The sequence below is a fragment of the Pseudomonas putida genome (assembly GCF_028682175.1).
Lineage (GTDB): Bacteria > Pseudomonadota > Gammaproteobacteria > Pseudomonadales > Pseudomonadaceae > Aquipseudomonas > Aquipseudomonas putida_AD.
In genome coordinates this window covers 27,507-43,980 of sequence record NZ_JANHKS010000003.1, presented here as the reverse complement: position 1 = coordinate 43,980, position 16,474 = coordinate 27,507, and the positions used below count along the sequence as shown (strand labels likewise).

Here is a 16,474-nt window from a genome sequence, read left to right as displayed (position 1 = left end):
AGCCAAGAGCGGCAGCCGATCCGGCAACGCGCCCCACTGGCAGAGACCGACCTTGAACAGCCCGTCCGACGTGCGCAACAACCGTTCACTGGACGGTCTGAACTTCTTCCTGGCCGATGTTCGCGACGGGCTCGGGCCCTACCTTGCGATCTACCTGCTGGCCGTTCACAAATGGGACCCTGCCAGCATTGGCCTGGTCATGACCCTGGCAGGTATAGCCGCTCTGGTCACCCAGACGCCAGCGGGTGCGCTGATTGACCGCACCCGCAGCAAGCGCCTGGTGGTGATCGTCGCCGCGCTGCTGGTGACGGCCGGTTGCCTGGTCCTGCCGTTCATCCACAGTTTCACCTGGGTGCTGGTTACCCAGGCATTGAGCGCCATCGCAGGGTCTGTTTTCGCCCCGGCCATCGCGGCGATTTCCCTGGGGATCACCGGTCCCAAGGCATTCACCCGCCGCACCGGGCGCAACGAGACGTGGAACCATGCCGGCAACGCCTGCGCAGCATTGCTGGCTGGGGGATTTTCCTGGCTGTTCGGGCCGATTGCGGTGTTTTACCTGATGGCCTTCATGGCGCTGGCGAGCATCGTTGCCGTGGCCCTGGTGGACGCCAGCGCCATCGATCACGACGTGGCCCGGGGCTTCAACCCGGACCATGAACAGTCCCACGAGCAGCCTTCCGGGCTGGTCCTGCTGCTCAGCCATCGACCGCTGCTGACCTTCGCCATCTGCTGCGGTCTGTTCCATCTGGCCAACGCCGCCATGCTGCCACTGGTCAGCCAGAAGCTGTCGCAGATCGACGTGCACCTGGCGACCCCGCTTACCTCCGCCTGCATCGTCGCCGCGCAACTGGTGATGGTGCCGGTGGCATGGCTGGTGGGCGCCAAAGCCGACGACTGGGGGCGAAAGCCGCTGCTGCTGGCAGGCTTCATCATCCTGCCGCTGCGCGGGGTGTTGTACGTGCTGTCGGACAACCCGTACTGGCTGGTGGGGGTGCAGTTGCTCGACGGCATCGGCGCCGGCGCCTTTGGCGCGCTGTTGCCGCTGGTGGTCAAGGACCTGACCCAGGGCACCGGCCGTTTCAATGTCAGCCTAGGGGCGATTTCAACGGTCTTCGGGCTGGGCGCTGCGCTGAGTAACGGGCTCGCAGGCTGGGTGGTCGAAGCCGCTGGTTACAGCGCCGCCTTCCTGACCCTGGCCGCCATTGCTGCGGCGGCTTTCCTGCTGCTGTGGCTGGCCGTGCCCGAGACCCTGAGTGCGGACAATGTGCCCGAGCAGCAGCGCCGTGAGCAGGCTGACGACACCGATGGACAAGGCCAGCCCGAGCACGGCCCGATCCCCTGAGTGGTCACGCACGGCGGCAAAACACCAGGGCGCGAAGGCGGCCAGAATGAACCCCGGCGCGACCAGCCGCCCTTGCAGTCGCGCGTACTGGCGGTGGTCGAACAATTCGAACGGCAAGCTGGCGCGCAGTAAGGTGGCCAGGCCATTCAGCGCGCCGTAACCGAACACGAACAGGCAGGCCAGCGCTGTTCGACCCTGAGCCACGAGGCCCAGCGCAAAGCACAGCGGCAGCCCGATGCCCACCCACAGATTGAGCGACAGCGCTGGCGTCCTGCGGCCGAACAGGCTTTGGGTCAGGCGGGCGCAGGTCTGGCCGATGCCCCACAACGCCACCAGACCGACGGGCACACCCATGCCGCCGAGCAATGCGGGTAACTGCGCCGCCAGTCCGGCAGACAACACGCCTGTGAGCGTCACGCCCAAACCGTACAAGCATTGCCGTGACCATGGTGTGGATATCTCGCCCTCCTCGACCTGCCCTTGGGGCCTGATCGCTACCGCATGCGGACGGGTGGGCAGCGCGCCGACCAGCGCCAGGCTGACCAGCATGAACCCGACGTACACCCACAATCCGCCCTGCCAGCCCCAGCGTTCCTGCAACTCATGCCCCAGAGGCCAGAACACCGCCGAGGCGAGGCCGCCCAGCAGCGTGATCCGCACCATGGCCGGGCGCGCACGTTCGCCGTCCAGGCCCGCCATGGCGGCGAACAATGCGTCGTACAACGACAGCCGCATCCCGACGCCCAGCAATGCCCAAAGCCCATAGAAACCCGCCAGCGACAGGGGCGCACAAGCCAATGCGGCACAGCTTGAGGCGTTGATCAGCGTGCCGGCACGCAGTACCCGCCGCCCGCCAAACCGCTCGATCAGCCCGCCGCTCAAGGGCGAGACCAACCCCATCACCACCATCGCTACCGACAGGCCGGCAGACACCTGCTGGCCGCTGAACCCCAGGTCCCTCGCCATTGCCTCGCCGAATGCGCCAAGCAGATAAAACGAAGTGCCCCAGTTGATGAGTTGCGCGATGCCCAGCCGCCAGACCACCCACGCCCTGAGCGCGGGTTTATCCGCGGGGCACACAGCTGTCGCCTTCGCCCAGGGTGCGCTGCATCAGCACCGTGTCCAGCCAGCGGCCATGCTTGAAACCGACCGACTCGAATACCCCGACCACCCGAAAGCCCAGGCGCTGGTGAAGGCGGATCGATGCGGTGTTTTCGCTGTTGCCGATCACCGCCACCATTTGCCGCCGGCCGTCGTCGATGCAACGCTGGACGATCAACTTCAGCAGCGCCTGGCCGATACCCAGCCCCGCCATGCCGTCGCGCACGTAGACCGAATCCTCGACCGTGAAACGATATGCAGGACGCGGCCGATACAATGTCGCGTAGCCGTAACCGACGACTTCACCTTCGCGTTCGGCGACCACGTAAGGCAGGCCCTGGCCGACCACATCCCCCCGGCGTTGCAGCATCTGCGCGAGGGTGGGCGGCTCCAGTTCGAAGCTGGCGGTGCCGTGGATCACGTGATGGGCGTAGATCTCACGTACCGTGGGCATGTCGTCTTCACGGGCGTCGCGCAGGATGAGGTCGTGGGGCATGGAGAGGTCTTCCAGTACAAGAAACAGGTTGTGAAGCAATGATGAGGCGCGCCCTACTCAAAACAAAGCTATGATTCGTCATCGTCAGCATAAGTAAATCTTTGCCATGCAACGGCTCAACCTTACCCATCTGCACAGCTTCGCCATGGTTATCCGCCACGGCAGCTTTTCCGCCGCCGCCGAGCGCCTGAACCTGACCCAACCCGCCGTCAGCCTGCACATCCGCCAGTTGGAGGAGCGTCTGAACCTGCGCCTGATCGAGCGCGTGGCCAAACGCATCAAGCCCACCTCTGCCGGCAGCACATTGCTGACGCACATTGGCCGCATCGATGCGGTGGTCGAAGACGCGTTGCTTGACCTGTCCAGCCATGCTCAGGGTGTCGCCGGTCAGGTCGCCATCGGCACCGGTGCCACGGCCTGCATCCATCTGCTGCCACCGATCCTGCAGCAACTGCGGCGCCAGTTTCCGGCGCTCGACGTGCGCGTCAGCACCGGCAATACCGATGGCATCCTGCGTGCGGTGGAGGAAAACCGCCTGGACCTGGCGCTGGTCACCCTCCCCGCATCGGGCCGCAGCCTGTCGATCTCGCCGCTGCTGGATGACGAGTTCGTCGCCATATTCAGCGCCGAACACCACGCGGTGCCTGACGTCATCACGCCTCAAGCGCTGATCGAACTGCCGCTGGTGGTATTCGAGGCTGGCAGCAGCACGCGGCTGCTGATCGATGAGTGGTATCTGCACGCCGGTTTACGGATCAAACCGGTGATGGAGCTGGGCAGCATCGAGGCCATCAAGGAAATGGTCGGCGCAGGCCTGGGCTACAGCATCGTGCCGCGCATGTCGGTGGCCGGGGAACATCATCGCCGGGGGCTGCGTGTCATGCCGCTGCAGCCGCCGCTGCGGCGCACGCTGGGAATCGTGTTGCGCCAGGACAAGCCGCTGGGCAAGGCACTGCGTCAGGTTCTCGAAGCCTTGCAGACGCTAAAGGGCTGATTGGGTTTAGAATGCCGCCCCTTCTTCACAGCCGACCTGCCGCCACCCGATGAATGCCGACGCCCTGAACACCCTCAATCAGCACCTGCTGACTGCCCTCGCCGCCGCCCCCGCTGAAACCCGTCGCCTGTTTCACGGCCGTGGCCGCCGCTGGCCGGGGCTGGAACAACTGACCGTAGACTGGATGCAGGGCGTGGTGCTGGTGTCGCTGTTCAAGGAACCGGCAGCCGATGAGCTGGCGGCCTTGAAGCGGTTGCTCGATGAGCTGTGCCAGTCGCCGCAGTGGATCGGCAGCCAGGCCCATACCTTGTTGCTGCAACATCGCTACCTGCCCGACAGCCTCACCGAAGCGCTGCGGGGCGAGATGCCGGACGAATGGGCGCTGACCGAAGGCGGCCTGCGGTACTGGGTGGATTTCGGCCGCAAGCAGAACACCGGGCTGTTTCTGGACATGCGCTATGGCCGCGACTGGGTGCGAGCCAATGCCTCCGGCAAGCGCATCCTCAACCTGTTCGCCTATACCTGCGGTTTCTCCGTGGCGGCGGTCGAAGGCGGCGCGGATTTCGTGGTCAACCTGGACATGTCCCGCGCGGCCTTGAGTCGCGGTCGGGACAACCACCGCCTGAACGGCCATGACCTGGGCAAGGTGAGCTTTCTCGGCCATGAGCTGTTCAAGTCATGGGGCAAGGTCAAGAGCGGCGGGCCTTACGATCTGGTGATCATCGACCCGCCGTCGTTTCAGAAAGGCAGTTTTTTGCTGACCAAGGATTACCAGCGTGTACTGAGAAAGCTGCCGGAGTTGCTGACCGCAGACGGTTGCGTGCTCGCCTGCATGAACGATCCGGCATTGGGTGCCGATTTTCTGGTTGAAAGCATGGGGCGTGAGGCGCCGGGTCTGCGCTTTGAACAACGCCTGGAGAACCCTCCTGAGTTTGCCGATGCCGAACCCGGCGGCGGCCTCAAGGCCCTGGTTTTCCGCCAGGCACCAGACCTGTAGGAGCGCGCTTGCCCGCGACCGCGCCAGACCTGGCACCGAGGGCATCGAGGTTGTCTGACCTGACGCTGTCGCGGGCAAGCGCGCTCATATAGGGTCGATGCGGACCGTAGCAGCACGGCTTGCCGGCGGGGGCGGCCTCAGGATCGATCCCGCCGGCAAGCCGTGCTGCTACGTTATGATCGCCTCTGTAAACTCAGGCGCTGAGCCGCGAGATCACGTCGTTCAACCCCACTGACAATTCATGCAGGTCTTTGCTCGCGGTCTGCGTGCGCTGCACGTTGTTCTGGTTGGTGGTGGCGATCGCGGTGATTTCCGTCAGGTTGCGCGAGATGTCTTCGGCCACCGAGGTCTGTTCCTCGGCTGCGGTGGCGATCTGGCGGTTCATGTCACGGATGGCTTCGACCGCCGTGGTGATGCGTTGCAGGGACGAGCCCGCCAGGGTCACCTGCTCCACGCTTTCCTGGCTGCGTGCCTGGCCGTTTTCGATGGCCTGGGCAGCATCGATGGCGCCGGTCTGCACCGAGTTGATGATCTGGTTGATCTCCGCCGTGGACGCCGCGGTGCGCTGGGCCAGGGTGCGTACTTCGTCGGCCACGACAGCAAAGCCACGCCCGGCATCACCGGCACGGGCCGCTTCGATGGCCGCGTTGAGGGCCAGCAGGTTGGTCTGCTCGGCAATCCCGTGAATCACTTCCAGCACTTTGCCGATACGGCCGCTGTCACTTTCCAGACGGCGAATGACCTCAGCAGTGTTGCTGATTTCAGTGCGCATGCGGGTGATCGAGGTGATGGTCGCGCTCATTACCTTGCCGCCGTCCTGGGAGCTGCGGTCCGCTTCATCGGCGGCATTGGCCGCCTGGGCTGCATGGCGGGCGACTTCCTGGGCGGTGGCCGACATCTCGGTCATGGCGGTGGCCACCTGGTCGGTACGCTCGAACTGCTCGTGGGTGCCCTGGGCCATCAACGCTGCAATGGCCTTGAGCTCGCCGCCGGCGCTGTCCAGATCAGTGGTGCTGCGCTTGAGACGCGTGAAGGTGTCGGCGAGGAAATCACGCAACACGTTGGCGGCGACCGCCAGACGCCCCAGTTCATCCTGACGCGTGACGTTGACCCGATCACTGAAGCGGCCCTGGCTCAATTGCGCGACGTATTCGATCAGCATGCTGATGGGGCCGACGATATTGCGGTTGACCATCCACAGGGTCAGCCAGCCCACCAGCAACGCTGAAGCCAACATCACCAGCGTGCCGATGAGAATGGTCTGGTCGGCGGTGCTGCTGATAACCGCAGACTGCTGATCGCTCTGCTTGCGCAGGCTGGTCACCAGCTCGCTCATTTGCTCGCTGGCGGCGCGGTCTACACCCTTGACCGCCTGATCCCCTGCCACCGGATCGCCGCTGGCAGCGACGAACGCATCGCGGCCTTTTCGGTAGGCCACGCCCAACGCGCGGTGTTCGTCGCGCAGTTTGTCTACCTGGGATCTGGTCGCCGAATCCAGGCCTTTCATGGCGCTCAGGCTGCCCAGCGCATCCTGCACCAGACGCTCCTGATCCTCGAACTGGCCCCAGAACTTGTCGCGGTCAGCCGCCTGCTTGCCGCGCAGCAAGACGTTCTTCCACTCCTGGACCTGAATCTTGAATTGAAGGTTGGCCTGATCGACCAGTTGCGACGCACGCAGCGGACCTTCCAGCAACCCGCGATAAGCCTGGACGTTGCTGGACAGGAACTGGAAGCACGCCAGCGCGATCAGCAGCACCAGCACCAGGCTGCCGCTGAGCAGCGCCAGAATCTGCAATTTGAGGGATTTGGACATACGGAGAATCTCGTCAGGGAGGACAGCCTCGGGAATGGCCCGAAGGTTTGCATGCGTGTCACTTCCCTGTGCCTGGGTCTGACATCACGTCAAACCACAGGGCTTACGCACAAGCATCGGCTCTGGGACGGGGTTCTTGAGTGTGTATCGAACAGATCCGACAGGTGGTCGCAACCCTGTAGGAGTGAGCTTGCTCGCGATCCCGTCATGTCGGCTACATCAATGCGAACTGACGAACTGCAATCGCGAGCAAGCTCACTCCTACAGGTCCTCATCGACAGCTCTATTCGCTCCACGCCACCTGACACTCTTTCAGATAATCGATGAACGCCCGCAAGCGCAGCGGCACGTGCCGGTTGCTGGGATAGAGCAAGGTGAACGGCCGTGAGCGCCCGGCATTGGCCTTGAGCACTTCAACCAGCGTGCCGTCGCGCAACTCTTTCTCCACCACGAACCGATAGGCCTGAAACAAGCCTGCCCCGCTTTTGGCGAGGGTCACGCCTCCCAGCACGTCGTCGGAACAGCAATAACCGCCTTCGGCCAGGATGTCCCGCAGTTGGCCGTTCTCCTGAAACAGCCAGGGGATGCGTCGGCCATTGCTCGGCAGTTCGTACTGGATGCAGTCATGGCTGGCCAGATCGTCCAGCGTCTGCGGGGTGCCTGCGCGTTTCAGGTAGTCGGGCGTGGCCACCAGCACCAGCGCGCCATCTTCCAGTTTACGAGCGATCAGGGTCGAGTCCGGCTGGGTACGCACGCGGATCGCCATGTCGTAACCCTCGGCCACGAAGTCGATGTTGCGATTGCTCAGGTTGATATCGACCGTCACCTCGGGGTAACGGCGCCGAAATTCAGGCAGCAGCGGCAGGATGCGGTGATGGCCGTAGGTGGTGGGAATGCTCATGCGCAGGGTCCCGGAGGGCTTGAGTTGCTGACCCGAGACCTGACGCTCGGCCTCGATCAGCTGCGCGAGCGCCTGGGTGCACTGTTCGAAATACAGCCGGCCACTGTCGGTCAGGCGAATGCTGCGGGTGGTGCGCACGAACATCCGGACACCCAGGCGCTCTTCCAGCCGGGAGATCGAGCGGCTGACGGCCGCAGGCGTGACGCCAGCAGCCAGGGCGGCCGCAGTGAAGCTCCCCGCCTCCGCGGCCAGGCAGAACAGCTCGATGCTGCCCAGTTGAATATCATCGAAGTGGCGTTTCACGATTAGTTACACCAGGTATCAATTGGTCAGAATATAGATGATCGTGCCCACGGGCATCACCGCTACTCCCTTTGCCCGAACACCTGCGAAGGCCGGCGCAGCACGGGGTCGAAGGGATTGATCTTCGGGCTGATGCCGCTGGCTTCGCGCTTGAGCATGTCCACTACGGTGGGCATGCGTTCGGCGTTGAGGCGGTCGCTGATGGTCGCCACGCTGAGTGCGGCCACGGCCCGACCTTCGCGGTCGAGGATCGGCACCGCAAGACCCGCCATGCCCTCCAGCACGCCGGTGTTGCGCGCGGCGTAACCCAGGCGGCGCACGTTATCGATCTCCGAGCGCAGCATCACCTCGTCATAGAGGTGAAAGTCCCGCAGCCGCGGCAGGTTGTAACGAATGACCGTTTCGCGCTCTTCCTCGGGCAGGAACGCCAGAATCGCCAGGCTGCCCTGCCCTACGCCCAAGGCCACGCGGCCCCCGATGTCACCGGTGAAGGTGCGGATCGGATACGGGCCTTCGCTGCGGTCGAGGCACACCGCATCGAAACCGCTGCGCGCCAGCAGGAACAGCGAATCCCCCAGTGACGCCGACAGCCGCAACAGGCTGGGTCGCACCACGTCCCGCAGGTTGCCGGTCTGCCCGGCCTTGGCCGCCAGGGCGAAGAATTCAAGGCTCAAGCGATAACGCTTGCTGCGGGCGTCCTGCTCGACCATGCCCTCGTCCACCAGGCTGCGCAGCAGGCGATGGGTCGTGGGTTGCGACAGGCCAACCTGCTGCGCCAGTTGCGTGACCCGCTCGCCACCTTCCGGACACTCGCCCAGGCAACGTAAAACCGCGAAGAGCCGAGACACCGCACCGACGCCCGTTTCTTTTTCGGCATTATTCCGCTCAATGGAATCCATATTGCTCTTTTACCTTTATCAATCCACTGAACGCATAAACCTGAAAATACTACTCGCTCAATGAAATTCATCGTTGAGCCCATCCTATTCCCAGGCATAGGATCAGTCCACAGGGCGATTTGAATAACAGCGGCAGCCGACCCCGATCGAGCGCCAGCGTCCATGCAACAGCACGCACGTTTTTCTTTTCGCATCTGCCCACACAAAACGCACGCCCCGGGTGTGCACGACAAAAAAGGTGGAAGCAGTCATGGCTTTTCTACAACTCCAGGCACTGTGCAAGCGCTATGGCGCGGTCGATGCGGTGGTCGCCACTGATCTGTCGGTGGCCAAAGGCGAGTTCGTTTCCCTGCTCGGCCCCTCCGGCTGCGGCAAGACCACCACCCTGCAAATGATCGCCGGCTTCGTCGATGTCAGCGCCGGGCGCATCCTGCTCGATGGACGTGACATCACCCACGCCAAACCCGCCAGCCGTGGCCTGGGCGTGGTGTTCCAGTCCTACGCGCTGTTCCCCCACATGACGGTTCGCGACAACGTCGCCTTTGGCCTGAAGATGCGCAAGGTTGCGGGCGCCGATATCCAGCGCCGGGTGTCGCGGGTGCTGGAACTGGTGCGCCTGGACAAGCACGCCGAGCGCTACCCTCGCGAACTGTCCGGCGGCCAGCGTCAGCGCGTGGCCCTGGCCCGGGCGCTGGTGATCGAGCCTCCGGTGCTGCTGCTCGACGAGCCGCTGTCGAACCTGGACGCCAACCTGCGCGAAGAGATGCAGTTCGAGATTCGCCGCATCCAGCGTGAAGTCGGTATCACCACGCTGATGGTTACCCACGACCAGGCCGAAGCGCTGTCGATCAGCGACCGCGTGGTGGTGATGCAGGCCGGGCGCATCACCCAGATCGACGAGCCGTACAAACTCTACGAACATCCGCGCACCCGCTTCATTTCCGGCTTCGTCGGCAAGGCCAACCTGCTGCGCGGCGACCGCGATCACAGCGGCGCGGCGCAGGTACGCGAAGCCCATGGCGACGGTGAACTGACCCTGAGCCTGCGCCCGGAGAAGATCGATCTGGTGGACGCCGACAAAGGCCGCCTGCAAGGCCGGATCGTCACCCGCTATTTCCTCGGCAGCCAGTGGCTGTATCGCGTCGAGACCTCGATTGGCGAGCTGACCGTGGTACGCCGCAACAACGGTGACGCGCCGTTCAACGAAGGCATGGTGGTGGGGCTGGACTGGTCCGCCGAGCTGCTGCGGGTGCTGACCTCCGACGAGGTGCCGGCATGAGTGGCGCAGGCGTGTTGCGCGACACGGGTCGCGGTTATCTGTTGTCCACTCCGGCGCTCGCCCTGTTCGTCGGCCTGCTGGTGCTGCCGTTGCTGCTGACCCTGGTGCTGTCGTTCAACGTGTTCGACTACGAGGTCGGGGTCAAGGGCGACGCCTGGACCCTGGCGCAATACCTGAACCTGGTCACCGATTCCTACTTCTACGAGATCTTTTTCCGCACCTTCTGGATCAGCGCGCTGGTCACCCTGCTGTGCGTGGTGATCGGCGTGCCCGAGGCGTACATCCTCAGCCGCATGGGCGCGCCCTGGCGGTCGATCTTCCTGATCCTGATCCTCACCCCGCTGCTCATTTCGGTAGTGGTGCGGGCCTTTGGCTGGAGTCTGTTGCTGGGCGCCGACGGCCTGGTCAACCAGGCGATCCAGGCGCTCGGCGGGCGGCCGGTGAAACTGCTGTACACCCCGTTCGCGGTGATCCTGGCGCTGGTTCACGTGATGCTGCCGTTCATGATCATCCCGGTATGGACCTCGCTGCAGAAGCTCGACAGGTCGGCCGAACAGGCGGCGCTGTCCCTGGGCGCGACCCAGGCCAAGGTGATGCGCCTGGTGGTGCTGCCGCAAGTGATGCCCGGCGTGCTCTCCGGCACGCTGATCGTGTTCGGCCTGTCGGCCAGCTCCTTCGCCATTCCGGGCCTGCTGGGCGGCCGGCGCTTGAAGATGGTCGCCACGGTGGTCTACGACCAGTACCTGTCGGAGCTGAACTGGCCCATGGGCGCGACCATCGCGGTGGCCCTGCTGCTGGTCAACCTGTTGGTGATGCTGTCGTGGAACCGGCTGGTGGAAAGCCGCTACAAAAAATCCCTGGGGGAATGACCGATGTCCAAGAACGGCCCTCTGGCCCTGTCCTTTCACGCCCTGGTGGTGGTCTTCATGCTGGCGCCGCTGGTGGTGGTCTGCCTGGTGGCCTTCACCCCGGAAAACACACTGAGCCTGCCGTGGGACGGTTTTTCCCTGCGCTGGTTCGAAGCGGTGTTCGAGCGCGCCGACTTCATTCAGGCCTTCTATAACAGCCTGATCCTGGCGGTGGTGGCGGCAACCCTGGCGACCCTGATTGCGGTGCCTGCGGCGTTGGCGATCACCCGTTACCAGTTTCCCGGCCGCGACTTTCTCAACGGCCTGTTTCTATCGCCGATCATCATCCCGCACCTGGTGCTGGGGGTGGCGATGCTGCGCCTGTTCGCGCTGATGGGGGTCAACGGCAGTTTCGTCTGGCTGATGTTCGCCCACGTGGTGGTCATCACGCCCTACGTGCTGCGCCTGGTGATCGCCGCCGCCATCGGTGTCGACCGCAGTGCCGAGCAAGCCGCCGAATCTCTGGGTGCGAACCGCTTCACCCTGTTCCGGCAAATCACCCTGCCGATGATTCTGCCCGGCGTGGCCGGGGGCTGGCTGCTGGCGTTCATCAACAGCTTCGACGAAGTGACCCTGTCGATCTTCGTCACCTCGCCCTCGACCCAGACCCTGCCGGTGCGCATGTACGTCTACGCCACCGAATCCATCGACCCGATGATGGCGGCGGTGTCTGCGCTGGTCATCGCCCTCACCGCCGCCACCATGATCGTTCTTGACCGGGTCTACGGCCTGGACCGCGTGCTGGTGGGCAAACACTGATGAACACCCTCGTATTGCGTTTTTGCCTGACAGAGAGAGCGCCATGGCATTGCTGAAACGACTGGCAGAAACCGACCGCGATGTCCTGCCGTTTACCCTCGACGGCCAGCCGGCCACCGGTCTTCTGGGCGACACGCTGCTGACCGCCGTACTGACGGCCGGCGAGCATCTGCGCGGCAGCGATTTCAGCGCCAGCCCACGGGCCGGGTTCTGCCTGATGGGCGCCTGCCAGGACTGCTGGGTCCGGCTTGGCGACGGTCGCCGGGTGCGCGCCTGTTCGACCCTGCTTGAGGCAGACCACTGCGTTATTCGCGAGCCGGGGCGCAGCCTATGAAAACCAGCGATATCGTGATCGTGGGCGCCGGGCCTGCCGGCATCCGGGCAGCGCAGACGCTGGTCGCCTATGGCCTGCAACCTTGCCTGATCGATGAGGGGCTGCGCGGTGGCGGGCAGATCTATCGCCGCCAGCCGGCGAACTTCAAACGCCCCGCCAAAGCCTTGTATGGCTTCGAAGCGGCCAAGGCGCAGGCGGTGCATTCAACCCTCGACCGCCTGCAGGCGGATATCGACTATCGCCCGCAAACCCTGGTGTGGAATGCCGAGGACCGCACACTCGACACCCTGACCTTCAATGACGGTCCCAACGGCGTTTCGGCTCAGGTCCCGTACAAACAACTGATCGTCGCCACCGGCGCCACCGACCGCATATTGCCGGTGCCAGGCTGGACGCTGCCCGGTGTCTACAGCCTGGGGGCGGCGCAGATCGCCCTCAAATTCCAGGGCTGTGCGATTGGCGAGCGGGTGGTCTTTGCCGGGAGCGGGCCGCTGCTGTATCTGGTGGCCTATCAATACGCCAAGGCCGGCGCCAAGATCGTGGCTGTGCTCGACAGCTCGCCGCTGTTGGCCCAGGCCCACGCCCTGCCCGCGCTGCTCGGCCAACCCCTGACACTGGCCAAGGGCGTCTACTACCGCACCTGGCTCACCACGCGCGGCATCCCGGTGCATCAGGGCGTGCAGCTACAGAGTATCGAAGGCGAGCAGCGCGTCAGCGGCGTGAAGTGGCAGCGCGGCGCGGACATCGTTGAACTCGATTGCGACGCCGTAGGCTTTGCCCATGCACTGCGCAGCGAAACTCAACTGGCTGACCTGCTGGGCTGCGAATTCGTCTGGAGCGGGCTCAACCGCGCATGGCTACCCCAACGCGATGCCAGCGGGCGCAGCAGCGTCGAGGGGGTTTATCTGGCCGGTGACGGCGCGGGCATCATGGGCGCCGATGCCGCCGAGATGGCTGGCGAACTGGCGGCGCTGACGCTTCTGGCCGACAGCGGGCATCAGATCGATCAGGCCCGCAGCGCCGGGTTGCAACGCAAACTTGGAGCCATCGAGCGTTTCCGTCACGGGCTGGAAACTGCCTTCCCGTTCCCCGAAGACTGGGCAACAAAAGCCCCTGATGAGCTGACCGTGTGTCGCTGCGAGGAAGTCAGCGCCGGCGACATCCGCCACACCGTCGAGCAGGGTCACTGGGAGATCAACCGGGTCAAGGCCATGTGCAGGGTCGGCATGGGCCGCTGTCAGGGGCGCATGTGCGGATTGGCCGCGACCGAGATCGTCGCCCAGGCCTCGGGCCGGGACATTGCCAGCGTCGGACGTCTGCGTGGACAGGCGCCGATCAAGCCACTGCCCTTCGGCGTGGAGGTGGAGCAATGAGCCTGCCGATCGAGGTGGATGCGGTGGTCATCGGCGGCGGCATCGTCGGCAGCTCGGCGGCGTTGTTTCTCGCCCGGGCCGGCCAGCGCGTCGCGTTGCTGGAACGGGATTTCTTCGGCTCGCACTCCAGTGGCGTCAACTATGGCGGCGTGCGTCGTCAGGGGCGGCCATTGTCCCAGTTACCGCTTTCCCAGCGGGCCCACGGGATCTGGGCCAATCTGCAGGCGCTGATCGGCATCGACGGCGAATACCTGCGCTCCGGCCACCTGAAGCTGGCCCGCAGCGACAAGGACATGGCCGCACTGGTGAGTTACGAGCAGGCCTCTCGAGGCTTCGGGCTGGATTTGCAGTTGCTTGATCGCAGCCAGCTGCGAGCGCGCTTTGCCTGGGCCGGTGACGTGGCGGTGGGTGCCTCGCTGTGCGCCGACGACGGTCATGCCAACCCGCGCATCGTCTCCCCGGCCTTCGCTCACGCAGCGCGGCGCGCCGGGGCTCAAGTGTTCGAACAGGCCAAGGTCATCGACGTCAGCCATGACGGCAACGCCTTTAACGTGAGGACCGCCGACGGCCAGGCGTTTCGTGCGCCATGGCTGCTCAACTGCGCAGGCGCCTGGGCGGCGGCACTGGCTGAACAGTTCGGCGAGCCGGTGCCGATGCGCGCAGGCCATCCGGCGATGCTGGTGACCGAGCCGCTGCCGATGTTCATGGACGTCAGCACCGGGGTCGAGGGCGGTGGCATCTATGCCCGCCAGGTCGCCCGGGGCAACTGCGTGCTGGGTGGCGGTCAGGGCTTTCCGCTGGACCCGACCAAGGCCCGTCCGGGTCAGGCAGCGATTCTGGAAATCCTGCGCAATGCCGTCGAACTCTATCCGCCACTGGCCGGCGCCCAGGCCATTCGCACCTGGAGCGGCACCGAAGGTTACCTGCCCGACCGCGAGCCGGTGCTAGGCGCCAGCACAACCCAAACGGGCCTGCTTCACGGTTTCGGCTTCGCAGGTTCCGGCTTTCAGATCGGCCCCGCTGCCGGGGAAGCTCTGGCGCAGATCGTCTGCAAGGGCGCGCCGGACATCGACCTGGCAGCGTTTTCCATCAAGCGTTTCGTACCTGCTGCACCACCCGTCACCGCCGTGTCTGCCGTGGACACGAGCAACGTCATCCCATTGCTCAGAGGAAGGTCGTCGTCATGAACACCCTGCACACTGTGAAACGTTTCGCCCTGGCCTGCGCGTCCTGCCTGCCCGCGGCACTAGTCACGCTGCCCGCCCACGCCGAGCCGACCCTCTACCTGGGGATGAACGGCGGCACCATGGAACGCCTGTATGCCGATCAGGTGCTGCCGGCCTTCGAGAAGGCCAACAACGTCAAGGTGGTGATCGTGCCGGGCACCTCGTCTGACATCCTGGCCAAGGTCCAGGCCAGCAAGGACAACCCGCAGATGCACGTCATGTTCCTCGACGACGGCATCATGTACCGGGCGATCTCCATGGGCCTGTGCGGCAAGCTGCAACCGAGCGCGACCCTGGACGACATCCCGGCCAAGGGCAAGATCAAGGATGAGGCGGTGGCCGTGAGCCTGGGCGTGACCGGTCTTGCGTACAACACCAAAATGTTCCAGGAAAACGGCTGGAGCGCGCCGACCTCCTGGGCTGACATGGCGGACAAGCGCTACAAGGACAAACTGGTGTTTCAGTCGCTGGCCTCCTCCACGTTCGGCCTGCACGGGTTCCTGATGTTCAACCGCCTGCAGGGCGGGGACGAAACCAATGTCGAGCCGGGGTTCAAGGCCTGGCCAAAAACCGTGGGGCCTAACGTACTGGAGTACATTGCAAGCTCGGCGAAGATTTCCGAGATGGTGCAGACCGGCGAAGCGGCGCTGTTCCCGCTCACGCCGACCCAGGTCACCGCGCTCAAGCTCAAGGGCGTGCCGGTGGAGTACGCGCCGCCCAAGGAAGGCGCCGTGGTGTTGAACGTGGCCGAGTGCACCATCGCCAATAACGATCAGCCTGAACTAGCGCAGAAACTGGCCGAATTCCTGCTGACCCCGCAAGCCCAGGCGCCAGCCCTGGAGTTGGGTGACCAGATCCCGTCCAACCCGAAAACCCCGACCAGCGACCGCACCCGGGGCCAGGTCGAGGCGATGAACAAATACCTGGAGACGGCGGTGACCATCGACTGGGACCAGGTGAACCAGATCCGGCCGGAGTGGAATGCGCGCTGGAGCCGCAGCATCGAGCGCTAGTCCCGGCGCAACCCCATCCGTAGCAGTCCGGCTCGCCGGCGTAGGCGCCCTCGGGATCGCCCCCCGCCGGCAAGCCGTGCTGCTACGAGGGCATTGGGTGTTCCCGGGATTCAGGCCCGACTACAAATCCGTAGCAGCACGGCTTGCCGGCGGGGACTTACTCAAGTGCGCCGACGTCGCCAAACCGGACAGCTACGGGTCGGATCAGGCCGCTTTGGCCTTGCCGCGCATATCAGACACGCAGCGTTTGAGCAGATCGCGGATCGGCTCGCGCACGCTGCGCTTGTTCAATTTCTTGGTGCTCAACCACCGGCAATCGTCGATTTCATTAAGTGGACGCGGTTTCTTGGGGTGGGTGCGTTGCGCCTCGAACAGGTAGTGCACCACGTTGTCCTGCTTGTACTCGGAGACATAAACCAGCCTGCTGAAGTGCAAACCCGTCTCCTCGGCCATTTCCCGCTTGGCCGCCTGCAGCGGCGTTTCACCACGTTCCACCCGCCCGCCTGGCAGATTCCATTTCGAGCGCCGCTTGCGCACGAAGAGGATCTCCCCGTCGCGGCGATAAATCACCGTGGCCCGCTGTTTCAAACCTTTGTATTTCGCTGTACTCGCTTCCATGGCACCCATTGTTCGTCCCATCTGGCCGTGACATTACATCGTGAGGAAACGCGCAGAGTCCTGACGACGCTCGCATCACCATGCGCCCCAAAAGTGTCGGTCTTATGACACCTCGACG

Annotated in this window: 15 protein-coding genes and 1 pseudogene; 10 read left to right on the top strand and 6 right to left on the bottom strand. The window is 64.5% G+C overall.

The annotated features are described in order from the left end of the window. The first annotated feature begins 52 nt into the window (after window positions 1-52). The gene (locus NPS29_RS03160) at window positions 53-1,342 is read left to right on the top strand and encodes an MFS transporter (protein WP_274130662.1); all 1,290 of its coding nucleotides are present in this window, start codon (window positions 53-55) and stop codon (window positions 1,340-1,342) included. Here NPS29_RS03160 and NPS29_RS03155 read toward each other — a convergent pair. Next, a pseudogene (locus NPS29_RS03155) lies at window positions 1,271-2,422 on the bottom strand (MFS transporter); the annotation flags it as partial. The gene NPS29_RS03160 and the pseudogene NPS29_RS03155 overlap by 72 nt on opposite strands. Further along, window positions 2,406-2,939, bottom strand: coding sequence for a GNAT family N-acetyltransferase (locus NPS29_RS03150; RefSeq protein WP_274130661.1), 534 nt, complete (start codon window positions 2,937-2,939; stop codon window positions 2,406-2,408). The gene NPS29_RS03150 and the pseudogene NPS29_RS03155, both read right to left, overlap by 17 nt. Before the next feature lie 106 nt (window positions 2,940-3,045). Between NPS29_RS03150 and NPS29_RS03145 the strand changes: the two genes are divergently transcribed. After that, complete coding sequence (locus tag NPS29_RS03145) at window positions 3,046-3,933, top strand: LysR family transcriptional regulator (RefSeq protein WP_274130660.1); 888 nt, start codon at window positions 3,046-3,048, stop codon at window positions 3,931-3,933. 49 nt (window positions 3,934-3,982) lie between these two features. Beyond that, the gene (locus tag NPS29_RS03140; RefSeq protein ID WP_274130659.1) at window positions 3,983-4,930 is read left to right on the top strand and encodes a class I SAM-dependent methyltransferase; all 948 of its coding nucleotides are present in this window, start codon (window positions 3,983-3,985) and stop codon (window positions 4,928-4,930) included. 193 nt (window positions 4,931-5,123) lie between these two features. Here NPS29_RS03140 and NPS29_RS03135 read toward each other — a convergent pair whose 3' ends face one another. The 3 genes from NPS29_RS03135 to NPS29_RS03125 all read right to left on the bottom strand — a co-directional run bounded on the left by NPS29_RS03135 (window position 5,124) and on the right by NPS29_RS03125 (window position 8,846). After that, complete coding sequence (locus tag NPS29_RS03135) at window positions 5,124-6,743, bottom strand: methyl-accepting chemotaxis protein (protein ID WP_274130658.1); 1,620 nt, start codon at window positions 6,741-6,743, stop codon at window positions 5,124-5,126. Between the two features lie 283 nt (window positions 6,744-7,026). Beyond that, window positions 7,027-7,947 carry a LysR family transcriptional regulator gene (locus NPS29_RS03130; protein WP_274130657.1) on the bottom strand — a complete coding sequence of 307 codons (921 nt, stop codon included), beginning with the start codon at window positions 7,945-7,947 and terminating at the stop codon, window positions 7,027-7,029. Window positions 7,948-8,009: 62 nt separating this feature from the next. Then, the gene (locus tag NPS29_RS03125) at window positions 8,010-8,846 is read right to left on the bottom strand and encodes an IclR family transcriptional regulator (RefSeq protein ID WP_274130656.1); all 837 of its coding nucleotides are present in this window, start codon (window positions 8,844-8,846) and stop codon (window positions 8,010-8,012) included. 250 nt (window positions 8,847-9,096) lie between these two features. Between NPS29_RS03125 and NPS29_RS03120 the strand changes: the two genes are divergently transcribed. From NPS29_RS03120 to NPS29_RS03090, 7 genes are read left to right on the top strand one after another with little or no spacing between them, the layout of a single operon-like run. After that, entirely contained in the window at window positions 9,097-10,125 is a 1,029-nt protein-coding gene (locus NPS29_RS03120) for an ABC transporter ATP-binding protein (protein ID WP_274130655.1), read from the top strand. After that, window positions 10,122-10,994, top strand: coding sequence for an ABC transporter permease (locus tag NPS29_RS03115; protein WP_274130653.1), 873 nt, complete (start codon window positions 10,122-10,124; stop codon window positions 10,992-10,994). Before NPS29_RS03120 ends, NPS29_RS03115 begins: the two co-directional genes overlap by 4 nt. Before the next feature lie 3 nt (window positions 10,995-10,997). Continuing rightward, window positions 10,998-11,792 (top strand): ABC transporter permease, encoded by a 795-nt coding sequence (locus NPS29_RS03110; RefSeq protein WP_274130652.1) that lies wholly within the window; start codon window positions 10,998-11,000, stop codon window positions 11,790-11,792. Window positions 11,793-11,835: 43 nt separating this feature from the next. After that, entirely contained in the window at window positions 11,836-12,126 is a 291-nt protein-coding gene (locus tag NPS29_RS03105; protein ID WP_274130651.1) for a (2Fe-2S)-binding protein, read from the top strand. After that, window positions 12,123-13,499: an NAD(P)/FAD-dependent oxidoreductase gene (locus NPS29_RS03100; protein ID WP_274130650.1), complete on the top strand. Its 1,377-nt coding sequence runs from the start codon at window positions 12,123-12,125 to the stop codon at window positions 13,497-13,499. The genes NPS29_RS03105 and NPS29_RS03100 overlap by 4 nt, the downstream gene beginning before the upstream one ends. Continuing rightward, window positions 13,496-14,686, top strand: a complete 1,191-nt coding sequence (locus NPS29_RS03095) for an NAD(P)/FAD-dependent oxidoreductase (RefSeq protein ID WP_274130648.1) — start codon at window positions 13,496-13,498, stop codon at window positions 14,684-14,686. The genes NPS29_RS03100 and NPS29_RS03095 overlap by 4 nt, the downstream gene beginning before the upstream one ends. Beyond that, window positions 14,683-15,738: an ABC transporter substrate-binding protein gene (locus NPS29_RS03090; RefSeq protein ID WP_425312430.1), complete on the top strand. Its 1,056-nt coding sequence runs from the start codon at window positions 14,683-14,685 to the stop codon at window positions 15,736-15,738. The genes NPS29_RS03095 and NPS29_RS03090 overlap by 4 nt, the downstream gene beginning before the upstream one ends. 204 nt (window positions 15,739-15,942) lie before the next feature. Here NPS29_RS03090 and NPS29_RS03085 read toward each other — a convergent pair whose 3' ends face one another. Next, window positions 15,943-16,365 (bottom strand): NUDIX hydrolase, encoded by a 423-nt coding sequence (locus NPS29_RS03085; protein ID WP_274130646.1) that lies wholly within the window; start codon window positions 16,363-16,365, stop codon window positions 15,943-15,945. Window positions 16,366-16,474: the final 109 nt, after the last annotated feature.